13 protein-coding genes are annotated in these 14,622 nt (G+C 66.6%); 10 read left to right on the top strand and 3 right to left on the bottom strand.

All coding sequences use genetic code 11. The features are described 5' to 3' along the window. Positions 1-214 precede the first annotated feature (214 nt). The gene (locus tag C5F75_RS33445; protein WP_059575062.1) at positions 215-847 is read right to left on the bottom strand and encodes a TetR/AcrR family transcriptional regulator; all 633 of its coding nucleotides are present in this window, start codon (positions 845-847) and stop codon (positions 215-217) included. Positions 848-1,004: 157 nt separating this feature from the next. On the opposite strand from C5F75_RS33445, the gene C5F75_RS33450 reads away from it, so the two are divergent. The 4 genes from C5F75_RS33450 (at position 1,005) to C5F75_RS33465 (ending at position 6,356) form a co-directional block, all read left to right on the top strand. After that, positions 1,005-1,898 (top strand): NAD(P)/FAD-dependent oxidoreductase, encoded by an 894-nt coding sequence (locus C5F75_RS33450; protein WP_104013345.1) that lies wholly within the window; start codon positions 1,005-1,007, stop codon positions 1,896-1,898. A 506-nt stretch (positions 1,899-2,404) separates the two neighbouring features. Next, entirely contained in the window at positions 2,405-3,877 is a 1,473-nt protein-coding gene (locus C5F75_RS33455; RefSeq protein WP_104013346.1) for a benzaldehyde dehydrogenase, read from the top strand. A gap of 14 nt (positions 3,878-3,891) precedes the next feature. Then, a complete protein-coding gene (locus tag C5F75_RS33460; RefSeq protein WP_104013347.1) occupies positions 3,892-5,019 on the top strand; it encodes an NAD(P)-dependent alcohol dehydrogenase in 1,128 nt (375 codons plus the stop codon). 161 nt (positions 5,020-5,180) lie between these two features. Then, a complete protein-coding gene (locus tag C5F75_RS33465) occupies positions 5,181-6,356 on the top strand; it encodes a helix-turn-helix domain-containing protein (RefSeq protein ID WP_258048626.1) in 1,176 nt (391 codons plus the stop codon). Between the two features lie 33 nt (positions 6,357-6,389). Here the strand turns inward: C5F75_RS33465 and C5F75_RS33470 are convergent, their stop codons facing one another. Next, positions 6,390-7,574: a sugar transporter gene (locus C5F75_RS33470; RefSeq protein WP_104013349.1), complete on the bottom strand. Its 1,185-nt coding sequence runs from the start codon at positions 7,572-7,574 to the stop codon at positions 6,390-6,392. A gap of 211 nt (positions 7,575-7,785) precedes the next feature. Between C5F75_RS33470 and C5F75_RS33475 the strand changes: the two genes are divergently transcribed. The 6 genes from C5F75_RS33475 to C5F75_RS33500 all read left to right on the top strand — a co-directional run bounded on the left by C5F75_RS33475 (position 7,786) and on the right by C5F75_RS33500 (position 13,850). Continuing rightward, positions 7,786-8,460 (top strand): HAD family hydrolase, encoded by a 675-nt coding sequence (locus C5F75_RS33475; RefSeq protein ID WP_027785977.1) that lies wholly within the window; start codon positions 7,786-7,788, stop codon positions 8,458-8,460. Between the two features lie 636 nt (positions 8,461-9,096). Continuing rightward, a complete protein-coding gene (locus C5F75_RS33480) occupies positions 9,097-10,059 on the top strand; it encodes an SAM-dependent methyltransferase (protein WP_104013350.1) in 963 nt (320 codons plus the stop codon). Positions 10,060-10,072: 13 nt separating this feature from the next. Next, positions 10,073-11,167: a terpene synthase family protein gene (locus C5F75_RS33485; protein WP_104013351.1), complete on the top strand. Its 1,095-nt coding sequence runs from the start codon at positions 10,073-10,075 to the stop codon at positions 11,165-11,167. A 14-nt stretch (positions 11,168-11,181) separates the two neighbouring features. Next, on the top strand, positions 11,182-12,243 hold the full coding sequence (locus tag C5F75_RS33490; protein ID WP_104013387.1) for a Rieske 2Fe-2S domain-containing protein: 1,062 nt from the start codon (positions 11,182-11,184) through the stop codon (positions 12,241-12,243). Positions 12,244-12,269: 26 nt separating this feature from the next. Then, positions 12,270-13,292 carry a Rieske (2Fe-2S) protein gene (locus C5F75_RS33495; protein ID WP_230951135.1) on the top strand — a complete coding sequence of 341 codons (1,023 nt, stop codon included), beginning with the start codon at positions 12,270-12,272 and terminating at the stop codon, positions 13,290-13,292. 126 nt (positions 13,293-13,418) lie between these two features. After that, on the top strand, positions 13,419-13,850 hold the full coding sequence (locus tag C5F75_RS33500) for a hypothetical protein (RefSeq protein WP_059575054.1): 432 nt from the start codon (positions 13,419-13,421) through the stop codon (positions 13,848-13,850). A 30-nt stretch (positions 13,851-13,880) separates the two neighbouring features. Here the strand turns inward: C5F75_RS33500 and C5F75_RS33505 are convergent, their stop codons facing one another. Further along, the gene (locus tag C5F75_RS33505; protein WP_059500499.1) at positions 13,881-14,588 is read right to left on the bottom strand and encodes a succinate dehydrogenase/fumarate reductase iron-sulfur subunit; all 708 of its coding nucleotides are present in this window, start codon (positions 14,586-14,588) and stop codon (positions 13,881-13,883) included. Between the last annotated feature and the right edge of the window lie 34 nt (positions 14,589-14,622).

Below are 14,622 nucleotides of genomic sequence, written 5' to 3' on the forward strand. Positions count from 1 at the left end.
AAAGCCCGCTGAAACCGGTGGCCTGTCGAGGCGATCAGGGTTTTCCTGATGGGAAAAAGGGTGGGGCTGGTCGCCCGGTCTTCAGCTTCGGTGTCGGTTGCTACGAATGATCGGAAGGAAGTGGGTAGGCGGATATCGACGTTCTTGAACGACCCTCGTCGTCTGTCAGAAGCCGACGGGCGCTATCGCCCAGAAAGCGACCTTCGTTCGCGGCCTAGATGCCACCGTGCGCGGCAATGAACATGGCGACGGCCGACCGGCAATAGGACTCGATTTCGTCGTCGTCCTCTGCGCGCGCCTCATCGAAGCGCGCGACAAGCAGAAGATCGGATCCTTTGAAAAGCGCGGCAAACAAGCGGGCGGACCGGTGAGCATCGGGCACGTTCAGAATCGCTTTCGCGTGCAACTGACGCAACACCGCCTCGATTTGAGCGATGACACGGGCCGGCCCGGCTTCGTAATGAAGCTTGCTCAACGACCTTTGATTCGTCTTGTCGGCCAAAACCATGGCTTCGACACTGCGGACGTCCGGGCTCAACAGCGTGCGAAGCAGCGATGATCCCACCGCCATGAGCTGATCTTCGACCGAACCGTCGACGCCTTCGGAAAGGGTCTGCGGTGCGAATTGATCGCAACGAGCCACCATGGCCGCGCTGAACAGCGCCTCCTTGTTCTCGAAGTGCCGATAGATGCTGAGCTTGGATATCTTCGCGCGCTGGGCGACCTTGTCCATGGTCGTCGCTTGAAAACCCAATTCCACAAAGAGTTCGGAGGCGGCGTCGACTATCGTTTGGCGAAGCGCTTCGTTGGCCGGCCGGCCGCGGCGGCCCGGGTTGTTTTCGGTCACGACAATTCCAGTACTTGACAGTATTCAAATTCGAGTATTACGATACCACGCAGTATCAGAAATGTGCAAGCCAATGGGGGGGCGGCTTCGCGTATCGCTGGACGATATTGCGCAGCAGGCCCGCCCACCCCTCATCCACGACACGGAGCCCATCACCATGAACGACGTCATCATCATCGGCGGCAGCTTTGCCGGCCTCGCCGCCGCCCTGCAGCTCGGTCGGGCCCGCCGCGCGGTCACCGTGCTGGATACCGGCCGGCCGCGCAACCGCTTTGCCGGCCATTCGCATGGCCTGCTCGGCCACGATCACAAGCCGCCGCTGGACATCCTGGTCGAGGCGCGACGGCAACTGGCGCGCTATCCGACGATCACGCTGGTCAACGCCCGGGCGGAGAGCGTGTCCGGCGCGATCGACGATTTCCGTGTCGTCACGGACGATAACGAAATCCTGACGGCGCGCCGCCTGATCCTGAGCTATGGCGTCGCCGATCAGATGCCCGATGTTCCGGGCTTCGCGGAAAGCTGGGGCACGTCCATCGTACCCTGCCCCTATTGCGACGGCTTTGAAGCCGCCGGCCAGCATTGGGGGCTCGTTTGGTCCGGCCCGCAGTCGCACCAGTCTGTCAGGCTGTTCCGCGACTGGACCGACAAATTGACCGTCTTCGCCGATGGTCACGACATCGCGCCGGATATCCAGGCCGATCTGGCCCGCCGCAACATCCCTGTCGTCGATGGCCGGATCGTGGAGATCGCCCATCGCAATGGCCATATCACCACCGTCAATCTCGATACCCGCCGCCATGTCGCGGTCGACATTCTGTTCACCCAGCCGCGCAACAAGCCGTCCGCAAGCCTGCATGAATCGCTGGGCCTCGCCACGGTCGATACGCCAACCGGCATCGTCCTCGAGGTCGACGCGCGCCGCCAAACCAGCATGCCCGGTATCTACGCCGCCGGCGACCTCGCCACGCCATTCTTGCCCTCGGTCACCCAGGCATCGTCGCAGGGCGCGATGGCGGGTATCTTCGCCCAACAATCGATGCTGGTTTGAGCACGCGGATTCCGTTCTCCGGCTGCATCGACCCTTTCGAAGCGACTGGCGTGGATCGGCGAGGTGAAGGACGGATTCGTCCAGTTTGACGGAATGGCAGGAGCGGTTGGTGTGCGTCGCGTTCCGGCGGCAGGCGGCGCCGGTCTCGACGCCTGAGACGATCACGCGCAAGTCTGGCGCCTTGTTGCTGGTGGAGGGGGCCTGGCTCGAGAAAAGCCGAGCATGGGCCTTGGCGCCGCTTTGCGCGCCGAGCCTTCAGATACGACGCACGTCGCGCCGCACCCGCTCTACCTGCCGCGTCATCAGCCGGCACGCCGCAACAATCCACCCACCGACTGTCCAGTTTCCGTACACCGAATCGCGAACGCTCTCCAAACCATGCGCGCGCCGCGCGTGGGAAGAAACCCGGATAGCCCCGCTTCCCCACACCGGCCTACCCTCGCGCGCACGCCGGTCGACGCCAGGCAACACCCGATCCGGCGATCCGAATTTCCCCAGGAGCGCACATGGATAGCAGCAGGAACCCCGCCCTCTTCGACGCCGACATCTGGCGCGGCAGGATCTTCACCGGACGCTGGCACGCGAGCCCGCACGCGGCCGACGTGATCGAACCGGCGACCGGCAACACGCTCGGCCGCATCGGTCTCGCGGACAGCGCGGCCATCGCCGACGCATCGGCCGCCGCACATCGCGCACAGCCCGCGTGGTTCGCCCTACCCTACGACGAGCGCGCGGCGGTGCTGCGCCGCGCAGCGACCGTCGCCGAAACACACTTCGACGCGATCGTCGACTGGCTCGTGCGCGAAAGCGGCTCGACCCGCGCGAAGGCGTCGTTCGAAACGTCCGTCACGATCAAGGCGCTGCACGAAGCGGCCGGACTGCCGTCGCGCGCGGCCGGTGAGGTGCTGCCGTCGACGGCCGGCCGGCTGTCGCTCGCGCGCCGCCGCCCGCGCGGCGTGGTCGGCGTGATCTCGCCGTTCAATTTTCCACTGTACCTCGCGATACGCGCGGTCGCGCCGGCGCTCGCGCTCGGCAACGCGGTCGTGCTGAAGCCCGATCCGCGCACCGCCGTGTGCGGCGGCATCGCGATCGCCCGCGTGTTCGAGCTCGCCGGCTTGCCCGAAGGCGTGCTGCACGTGCTGCCCGGCGACGGCGCGGCCGGCGCGGCGCTGGTCGCCGATCCGCACGTCGCGATGATCCAGTTCACGGGTTCCACCGCGGCCGGGCGCAAGGTCGGCGAAGCGGCGGGCCGCCATCTGAAGAAGGTATCGCTCGAACTCGGCGGCAAGAACTCGCTGATCGTGCTCGACGATGCCGACCTCGACCGCGCGGTCGCCAACACCGCGTGGGGCGCGTATCTGCATCAAGGCCAGATCTGCATGGCGACCGGCCGCGTGCTCGTGCAGCGCGCGATTCACGACCGCTTCGTCGCGAAGCTCGTCGAAAAGGCGCAAAGCCTGCCCGTGGGCGACCCGGCCACCGGCGACGTCGGCCTGGGCCCGCTGATCAACGCCGCGCAGCGCGACCATGCGGCGAACGTGGTCGACGCGGCCCGCCGCGCGGGCGCACGCGTCGAGACGGGCGGCGGCCATCGCGGCCTGTTCTTCGAGCCGACCGTGCTGAGCGGCGTCGCGCCGGGCAATCCGGCATTCGACGAGGAAATCTTCGGGCCGGTCGCGATCGTCGTGCCGTTCGATACCGACGAGGACGCGATCGCACTCGCCAATCAAACCGAATACGGGCTGTCGATGGCGATCCTGTCGGCCGACGTCGGCCGCGCGCTGCGGATCGGCGAGCGCTTGAACACCGGGCTGCTGCACATCAACGACCAGACGGTCAACGACGAAGCGATCAACCCGTTCGGCGGCGTCGGCGCATCGGGCAATGGCTCGAGCATCGGCGGTGCGGCAAACTGGGAGGAATTCACGCAGTGGCAGTGGCTGACGATCAAGGGCGAAGCGCCGCTGTATCCGATTTGACGAGGAGACCGATCATGTACACCGAACGCGATACACGCGCCGTCACCGCGGCTGTCGCGCGCGCGGCCGGCGCACCCTTCTCCATTGAATCCGCCCGCATTCGCGCGCCGCGCGGCGACGAGGTGCTCGTGCGCGTCGTCGCGACCGGCTTGTGCCATACCGACCTGATCGTGCGCGACCAGTACTATCCGGTGCCGCTGCCGGCCGTGCTCGGCCACGAAGGCGCCGGCGTGGTCGAGGCGGTCGGCCCGAACGTGAAGACGCTCGCGGCCGGCGATCACGTCGTGCTGACCTACGGCGCGTGCGGCCACTGCGCGTCGTGCGTCGGCGGTCACGGCGCGTATTGCCGGCAGTTCTTCGCGCTGAATTTCGGCGGCGCCGACTCGGACGGCCAGACGGCCATGCGGGACGAGGCCGGGCAACCGCTGCACGATCACTTCTTCGCGCAGTCGTCGTTCGCGAGCTACGCGCTCGCACGCGAGAACAACGCGATCAAGGTGCCGAAGGAAGCGCCGCTCGAACTGCTCGGCCCGCTCGGCTGCGGAATCCAGACCGGCGCGGGCGCGGTAATCAATTCGCTCGCGGTGCGCCCGGGCAGCAGCTTCGCGAGCTTCGGCGCGGGCGCGGTCGGCATGAGCGCCGTGATGGCCGCGCGCATCGCCGGCGCGACGACGATCATCGCCGTCGACATCGTGCCGTCACGGCTCGCGCTGGCGCTGGAGCTCGGCGCGACGCATGCGATCAACAGCCGAGAAGTGGACGTCGTCGACGCGATCCGCGAGATCACCGACGGCGGCGTCGACTACGCGCTCGAATCGACCGGGCTGCCGGCCGTGCTGTCGCAAGGGATCGACGCGCTCGGCTCGCGCGGCACGATGGGCGTGGTCGGCGCGCCGAAGCTGGGCACGAAGGGCGAATTCGACGTGAACAGCCTGCTGCTCGGCGGCCACACGATCCGCGGCATCGTCGAAGGCGACAGCGTGCCGCAGACGTTCATTCCACAGCTCGTGCAGCTGTATCTGCAAGGACGGTTTCCGTTCGACCGGCTGGTGAAGTTCTATCCGCTCGACCAGATCAACCAGGCGGCGGAAGACAGCAGCAACGGAAGCACGCTCAAGCCGATCCTGCGTTTGCCGCATTGAGCGGCGATGCGCCGTCGACCGCGCAATAGATCGCGACCGCCGGGGGCCGCGCGTAGCCGCCGCGAAAATACCGCGCCGGGGGCGCCGGGCTATATTACGCATTCGCGCGACACGGGGCCTGCACGTCCAGCCCCGACCTTCGACCCCAACTGGAGCGCAGCGTGAATACAGCCCCCGAATCCCCTGCACGGCCGGTCGACCTCGACCGGCTTCGCGCCCGCTTCGCCGCGGGCGAGCCGCTGCCGGAAACGGCGTTGCCGGCCAGCGTCGCGCGCTCGTGGCTGCGTTCGCGCGCGGCCGGGCTGCGGCCGTGGGAAGCCGCCCGCTATGAAATGCAGCGCGAGCGCGACGAATCCCGCGACGACCGGCGGCTCTATCGCTGCGTCGCGCAGGAGATCGAGCCGCTGTGGGCCGCGTTCGGCGGCCGCGAATGGGCGATCATGTGCGTCAACCCACGCGGCACGATCGTGCATGCGCGGCGCAGCCCGCAATGCGACGACGCGCTGCTGACGCCGATCGTCGCCGGCCGCCGGATCGTCGAGCCGAACATCGGCACGACCGCGCCGAGCTGCGTGATTCACGACGGCGCCGAAGCCGTCGTCGCGGGCGCGCAGCACTATCTCGACGAGTTCTCGCGGGTATTCTGTCTCGCGGTGCCGCTCGTCGGTTTCGACGGCGAAGTGATCGGCGCGCTCGATATCACCGGGATCGGCCGGCGCAACGTCGCACAATTGCACGAGCCGTTCCGGCATGCATCGCTGTCGGCCGAGCAGCGGCTCTATGCGATGCTGCGCGACTGCCATCTGCTGCAGGTGCAATTCGATCCGCGCTGGCTCGGCACGCCGCTCGCCGGCGTCATCGCGCTCGACGAAGCGGGCCGCGTGCGCGCGGTGAGCCGCCTGGCGCGCCGGATGCTCGATCTCGCGCCCGAAGGGCCGGTCGCGCCGGTCGGTCACCGGCAACTGTTTCCCGGCGCGACACCCGCGCAGCAGCGTCGCTTGCTGACACCGTCGCGCACGCCGCAGCGGATCGCGCGCGACGATGGCAGCCACGTATGGGTGCGCACCGTGCGTGCACCGCTCGATCGCGCGACCGCGGCGCGGCACGCCGACGTGCTTGCCGACGCGGAGGACGTGTGCCACGCGGCGCCGGCCGGCCGCCCTCACGCCAACGCCAGCCTGCGCGAACAGTCGCTCGACGCGATCCGGCGCGCGCTCGACGAGCATGACGGCAACGTGTCGGCGGCCGCGCGGCAACTCGGCATTTCACGCACGACGCTGTATGCGAAGCTGCGACAGCGCGATGCGGCGGGGATCAGGCACGGCGGGGCGCATTGACCATGCGGGATGAAGTGCGGTGTGGCGATGGTGCTAAGCCACTGCCCGCCGCTCATGCAGCCGCAACGCGGCCCACGCGACACCGGCCGCGAAGATCGCGACCACGCCGCCGAAGGTGCCGATCCACGGCAGCCCGAAGTCGCCCGCGATATGGTTGCCGAGCAGCGCGCCGGCGCCGATCCCGACGTTGTACAGCCCGGAGTAGATCGACACGGCCAGGTCGGTCGCTTCGGGCGCCAGCTTCAGCACCCATGCCTGCATCGCCAGCCCGAAACAGACGATCGCGCCGCCCCACACCAGCGTGTGCACGGACAGCGTGACGATGTTCAGCGCGCACGGGAACAGGATCAGCAGGCAGCCCGACAGCGCGACGATCGACGCCAGCAGGAAATCGTCGGGCCGGTGCGGATAGACGCGATTGAAGCAGACCGCGGCCGGCAGGCCGGCGACGCCGAACAGGATCAGCACGTACGTGATCCGGCTGTTGCTCGCATGGTTGATGCTCTGCACGAACGGTTCGATGTACGTGTACGACGTGAAGTGCGCGGACACGACCAGCACGGTGATCGCGTACAGCGCGACCAGCGCCGGCTTGCGCAGGAACACGCCGATGCTGCTCAGCGACCCGGCGCCCTGGCTCGGCAGCAACGGCAACGTGGCGCGCAGCAACAGCAGCGTGACGCCGGCCGCGCCCGCGATGATCAGGAACGTGATGCGCCAGCCGAACGCCTCGCCGATCACGCGTCCGAGCGGAATGCCGGCCACCATCGCGATCGCCGAGCCCATCGCGATCAGGCTGAGCGCGCGGCTCTTGCGGTCGCTCGGCGCGAGCCGCACCGCGAGCGGGATCGAAATCGACCAGAACACCGCATGCGCGCACGCGATGCCGAGCCGGCCGATCATCAGCACCGTGAAATTCCACGCGAAGCCGGTCACGACGTGGCTGCCGACGAACACCAGCAGCGCGACGCTCAATAGCTTGCGGCGCTCGACGTGCCGCGTGACGAAGGTCAGCGGCAGCGACACGACCGCGACGGCCCACGCGTAGATCGTCAGCATCAGGCCGACGGCGGTCGGCTGCATCTGCAGGCTGTCGCCGATCGCGCTCAACAGCGCGACGGGCACGAATTCGGTGGTATTGAAGATGAAGGCGGAGAGTGCCAGGGCCAGAACGCCCCACCACGATTGCTCGGAACTGACGGCGTCGGAGGTTGCCATACGGGGATTCGACGAAGGTTGGGCGCGCGCGGGCGGCCCGCCCGGCGCATCGGCGCGATTGTACCAGCGCTGTTCGACACGCCGCCGCCGGGCGCGCCGCGTGCGGCGCGTGCGGCGCGGGACATGGCGGTGACACGGCCGCGCGCCGATAATGTGACGAATCGGGTTTTACCGACGATTTGCCCGATCACCATCAGGCCAGGAGAGTTACATGCGCATTGAAACGTCATTTCTGTTCGATCTCGACGGCACGCTCGTCGACAGCGTCTATCAGCACGTGCTCGCGTGGAAGGAAGCGCTCGATGCCGAGGGCATCGAACTGTCGGTATGGCGCATCCATCGCAAGATCGGGATGAGCGGCGGCCTGTTCCTGAACCAGCTGCTGCGCGAGACGGCCGGCGATATCGACGCGGAGCGCGTCGAGCGGCTCGCACGGCTGCATGCGGCCGCGTACCAGCGGCTGCGCGCGCAGGTCCGGCCGCTGCCGGGTGCGCGCGAGTTGCTCGCCGCGCTGTCGAATGCCGGCATTCGCTGGGCGATCGCGACCAGCGGGCGAATGGAAACCGCGGCGATCAATCTCGAGGCGCTCGGCGTCGATCCGGCGAAGAACGTCGTCGTCACGCGCGATCAGGTGAAGTATGCGAAGCCGGACCCGGACCTGTTCCTGACCGCCGCCGCGAAACTGAACGTGCCGATCGAGCATACGGTGGTGGTCGGCGACAGCATCTGGGACATGCTCGCCGCCGCCCGCTGCCGCGCGCTGGGCGTCGGGCTGCTGTCGGGCGGCTACGGCAGCGACGAACTGGAGCGGGCGGGCGCGCTGCGCGTGTACGACGATCCGGCCGATCTGCTGTGGCATCTGGACGAGGTCGCCGCGCGGCCGTAGGCGCAGTTAGGTCGCGCCCGGTCCGTTCATGCGTGAACGGCGTTTCAGTCGAGCCGGACGCCGTGTGTCCGCACGGCCTCGTCCGGCCGAGGCAGCCGCGTGCGCGATTCGTTCACGGCGCGGCTGCTTTTTCGATTCATCGAATCGAAACAATCCCCACCGTCATTGACGATTGAGATTTCAATATCTTTATCGGCGCCTGTTTTCCCGTGTTTTTAAAACAGACGGGAAGATTCTTGAAAAATCGAATCGCCTCTCATATAACAAAGACACTTCGTTTCCGGTTCACGGTCGCAGTATCCGAATCGTGAAAATGCGAGTCACATACGGAGCCGAACCGGCCAGCCGGTGCAACCCGCGTCGCCAGGCGTCCCGCACATGATCGGGCCTGCCTCGCGATGCCGCGTCACGGCGCCCTTTCCGCCATTTATCCGGGGATTCTATAAATGCGCACGGATCTTTCACCTTCATAACGTTTCAACGAAAGCATTACATCGTTTTATTCAATCGCACGATCGTACGTATCGGCACGCGCTTTTTTTTCGTTCCGGCGTTTCGTGAATACGTGTGCTGCCGCTCGATCGGCGGGTGTTGTTTTTGTCCAGTTTGACGAAAATAAACGACGCGAGGATTCCGATGAATCAGGTCAGCGAACAGGCGATCGCCGACATGCGGGCAGCGCATCCGGCGCCCGCCCTGCCGATCCGGGTGCTGCACGGCGACACGGTGAGCGATTACGAACGGAAAGTGCAGACGACCTACGCCGGCAGCCCGGACGACTGGCGCAAGGCGATCGGCGAATATCTGTTGTTCCAGTTCGGCGTCTACGACGATCCGCGCTCCACGCCGCCGATCTCGCTCGACGAGTCGGGCATTCGCTACTTCGAACGCCAGCTTGGCCTCGCCGGCTTCGACGATCCCGTTCCCGCGCGCGTCGAGCGCATTCTCGACATCGGCTGCGGCTGGGGCTACATCCTCAAGTATCTCGCCGACCGTTTCCCGGGCTGCATGCGCCTCGACGGCGTCAACGTCAGTCGCGAACAGCTCGAGTACTGCGCACGTCTTCATGCGCAGCACGGGCTCGCCGGGCGCATCAACCTGTATCAGTGCAACGCACAGGACGTCGATCGGCTGCCCGATCCCGCGACGCCGTACGATCTCGTGATCATCCGCGGCGTGATCTCGCATTTCCCAAACGCGCTGTACGAAAAGGCGATGCGCGCGCTGCATGCGCGTGTGCGTAGCGGCGGCTCGGTCGTCATCTCGGACAATCTGTACAACGTCGATCTGAACGAATACCAGTCCGACACGCCGGACGAGGTCGACCGGATCGCGTGCAAGCATCGCAAGACGCCCGACTATTTCAGGCAGGTGCTGATCGACGCCGGGTTCGCGATCCGCGACATGCGCGTGCTGCCGTCGAACATCGACGTCGCGCGCTGGCTGATGGATGCCAAGGCCAACATCGATCGCCATTTTCCGCACCGCGCGCCGGACACGCTGGAAGACTTGCGCGTGCTCGCGGAAAACTGGTCCGTCGCGCTGATCAAGAACAAGGTGTCGACCTACAGCATCGTCGCGGTCAAACCCAACGCGTAACCCGGAGGCCCGCATGCACGCATCCGGAACGCCGCCCGCCGCGGCCGCCCCATCGGGCGCGACGGACACGCTGGTGCTGCCGCTGCCGCGTCTGTCGCTGCCGCTCGCCCGGCACCCTCAGCATCAAGCGATCGAGCAGCAACTTGCGATCGACGACTACCCGTACATCCTGCGGCACTATCGCAGCGAGGCGGCGGCTCGCCGTTTCCTCGCGCAGCGGATTCCCGCATACGGCAGCCTGTGCTACCCGAACGCGCGGCCCGATCGCGTGTACGCGATCCATCGCATGATGAACGTCACGACGCTGATGGACGATGCCTTCACGCATCTCGCGCGCACCGGCGATCAGGCGGGGCTCGACGCGTTGCACGCTCATTTCCTCGCCGCGGTCGACGGCACGCCGCCGCCGGCCGATGCGCCTGCCGCGCAACTGCTGTACGACACGCTGCGCGCGATGCGCACCGTACTCGACGCGCGTCCGGCGTTCCGGCAGCGGCTCGTCGAATGCATCCGCGAACAGATCCGCACGCAGGCCGACCCGACGGCGACCGACGCGGCGCGCCTGTCGCTCGCCGATTATCTGGCGTTTCGCCGGGTGGAGGGCTTCGGACACTGGATAACGCTGCTCACCGAATATGCGCTCGACGTCGACATGGGGCAGCGCCTCGCGCAATACGCGGCACTGGCCGACGCGCGTAACGCCGCGATCGATTCGGTGATCCTCGTCAACGACCTGTTTTCGTTTCGCAAGGAACGGTCCGCGCGCGAGCGCTTCAACGCCGTCTGGATCCTGATGCGCGCGGAGGAATTGGACGTTCCGGCGGCGCTCGACCGGTTGGCCGCGCTCTGCACGGCGAACGAACGCCGCCTGATCGACGCGCAGCAGGCGGTAGCGACAGGCGTGCTGGCAGGCGACGCCGACGCGCACGCGTACGTGACGGAGCTCGGCTACATGAGTGCGGGCAATGCGGAGTTTCACGCGTTCAGCACCCGCTACCACGGCGACGATTTCGGTGGCGGGCGCTTCACAGGGGGCGAAATCGCGATGACGGCGCTCCCGACACTCGACGAAATCGCTGTGCGCGACCGTCGCGATTCGCGCTGGTGAACGGAGACATGCGCATGCATTCATCGATTCATTTCCCGCCCGACCCCGCCGCGGCGCGACCTCGCTACCCGGACGGCTGGTTCGCGCTGGCATACAGCCGCGACGTCAGATCCGGCGCGCTCGTCGTCACGCGCTTCATGGGCGAGGACGTCGTGCTCTATCGAACGGCATCCGGCCTGATTCGCGCGGTCGCGCCGCATTGCCCGCACCTCGGCGCCCATCTCGGGCACGGCGGCATCGTGCGCGGCGAGGAGATCGTGTGCCCGTTCCATCATCTCGCGTTCGCGCCGGACGGCACTTGCGTGCGGGCCGGGCGCGACGGCAAGCCGCCCGCCGTCGTGCTGCGGCAGCGCCACGTGTGCGAATGGAACGGCGTCGTGCTCGCGTGGCAGGACCGGGCGGGCACACCGCCGTCGTGGTCGCTGCCCCAACTCGACCTCGACGGGTATTCACGGCCGCGCGGCGCGTGCCACACGCTGAACGGCAGCCTGCAGAATCCGGCCGAGAACGGCGTCGACGTCAATCATTTCAGCCCGGTGCACGGGTGGTCGAATCCCGTGCTGGAGCCGCCGCAAGCCGACGGCCACCGGATGACGATGCGCTCGACGCTCGTGCTGCTCGGGCAACGGTTGCTGCTGGACATCACGATGCACGGCCTGGGCTGCATGGCCGCGCGCATGGAACTGCCGGACCTCGGGCTGCACGCGCGCGTCGTGCTGTTCCCGACGCAGATCGAACCTGATCGCTGGACGTGCCGTGAATTCGTTGCGCTGCGCGTCGAACGCGCGTCGGCGTGGCCGTCGCCGCTGCGCCGGGTCGTGCACGAGATGCTCGTGAGCGCCGCGTACCGGTTGTGGTTCGTGCCGCAATTCAAGCGCGACCTGCGCATCTGGGACCACCGCGACTACGACGCGCGCCCGACGCTGATGGCCGGCGAGATGCCGATCATGACGTTCCGGCGCTGGGCCGCGCAGTTCTATCCGGAAGCCCGCGGCGACGCGCCCGACGGGCAACATGGGCAACACGGCGCCGTGCCGGCGGCCGTCGCCCACGCCGACCGGGCATTCGCGCGATGAACGCCATGCCGACGCAGGAGCGCGCGATGCATGCAGCCAGCCCCGTCGACGAAGCCGCCCCGCTGCCCTATCCGGACGGATGGTTCGCGCTGTGTTTCAGCCGCGAGCTGAAGCGCGGGGCCGTGCTCACGACGCCTTTCATGGGGCGCGATGTCGTGCTGTACCGGACGGCCTCGGGCGTCGCGTGTGCGGTCGACGCATATTGCCCGCATCAGGGCGCGCATCTCGGCCACGGGGGCACCGTCGACGGCGAGCAGATCGTCTGTCCGTTCCATCACTACGCGTACGGCCCCGACGGCCGGCGCACCACGGCCCGCTGCATGAAGGGTAGCCAGGAACTGGTGCTTCGCACATGGCACGTGCGCGAATGGAACGGCTTCGTGTTCGTGTGGCAGAACGCCGACGGGCTGGCGCCGACGTGGGAGTTGCCCGAAGTGGACATGACCGGCTTCTCGGCGCCGGTCGGCCAGGCATTCACGCTGCGCGGCGTGATGCAGAACCTGCCGGAAAACGGCTACGACCTCGAACATTTCGGCGCGCTGCATCGCTGGAAGGACATGAAACCGCATGCGCCCGTAATCGACGGGCCGCGCATTTCGATGCAGGTGGACATGGCGTGGAAGAACATCAGATGGAGCACGCTGATTGGCGTTCATGGCCTGGGCTGCGTGTCGTCCGACCATGAAATGAAGGCGATCGGCCTCGAAGCGAAGATCTTCGCGTGCGGCGTGCAGATCGCGCCGCTACGCTGGACCTTCCGGGACGGTATTTCGTTCCGCTTTTCGTGGCTGTCGAAGTGGCCCGCCCCGTTACAGCGGATCGTCTACGCCGCGCTCGGCCGGTTGCTGCACCGACTGTGGCTGGTGCCCGTTTTCAAGGAAGACATCATGGTGTGGAACAATCGCGACTACACGGGCTACGGTACGCCGGGTGCCGGTGACGGACCGTACCCGGTGTTTCAGCGCTGGGCGCGGCAGTTCTATCCGGGCGTCGAGCGGCCCGCGGCGCGGCGCCCGGCCGCGCATGCGGACACGGTCGCCGAAAAATAGCCAAGGGAGGAATGTACGCGGCGCGCCCGCCGAACGCACGACCCTACACCGTCCGTCTGACCAGCATCGTCCGGCAGCGAAACAGCCTGATATATTCCCATTGCCATAATTAAGTCTGGGCGAAATATGCAGGTCACCAGAAAAAATCTAATCGCGATCTCGGCCGTTTTGGTCTTGGCGATTCCGTCTCTTATGTTGCGCGAATCATATGGGGGTTGCGAAAACTATACTCAAGCTTTTAACGGGGGAACGAAAGAGTTCGGTGGCGAGCAATACAAAATCGAGCTGTGTGGGGCACCTCGCTCTCTTGGCGACGGCGACGAAATTCGTCTCCGGGTGATAGGCTCGGCAGGAAATGTGCTGGCGGAGAGGTATTTCGCGGTGCGCACGATCAACGATGCAGCTCCTCGGGAACTGGAGTACGGCGACGACACGATTTTCTACTACGACCAATCGAAGTCGTCGCCCTTGCGCTTCATCGCCATGCCGCCTTCCAGGATGGACCGGTTGACGGCCCAAATGCCTTTGCTCCAACGACTGATCTCGGTATTTTCATAAGTCCGGGAGCAAGCATTCAGACGTGGCATATCACACCGTCCGCCTGACCAACATCGTCCGGATCTCCGAAATCGCCTTGGTCGGATTCAGCCCCTTCGGGCACACGTCCGTGCAATTCATGATCGTCCGGCAGCGAAACAGCCGGTACGGATCCTCCAGATCGTCGAGCCGCTCGGCCGTCGCGAGATCGCGCGAATCGGCGATGAACCGGTACGCCTGCAGCAGCCCGGCCGGGCCGACGAACTTGTCCGGGTTCCACCAGTAGCTCGGGCACGACGTCGAACAGCATGCACACAGGATGCATTCATACAGCCCGTCGAGCTGGTCGCGCTCTTCCGGCGACTGCAGCCGCTCCCGCGCGGGCGGCGTCGTGTCGTTGATCAGGTAGGGGCGAATCGAGTGGTACTGATTGAAGAAATCCGTCATGTCGACGATCAGGTCGCGCACCACCGGCAGCCCCGGCAACGGCCGCAGCACGATCTCGCGCGGCAGCGTCTGCATGTTGGTCAGGCACGCGAGACCGTTCTTGCCGTTGATGTTCATCGCGTCCGAGCCGCAGATGCCTTCCCGGCAAGAGCGGCGATACGCGAGCGTCTCGTCGTCGCGCTTCACGCGGCCGAGCACGTCGAGCAGCATGCGGTCGGCCGGGTCCACGTCGATCTCGTAGCGCTGCAGGTACGGCTGCGCGTCCCGATCGGGGTCGTAACGATAGATATGCAGGGTGCGCGGATCGCTCATCGTTTCCTCCCGGCGCCAGCCGGCATGGGTTCTC

It is taken from the genome of Burkholderia anthinoferrum (assembly GCF_002925705.1).
Classification (GTDB): domain Bacteria; phylum Pseudomonadota; class Gammaproteobacteria; order Burkholderiales; family Burkholderiaceae; genus Burkholderia; species Burkholderia semiarida.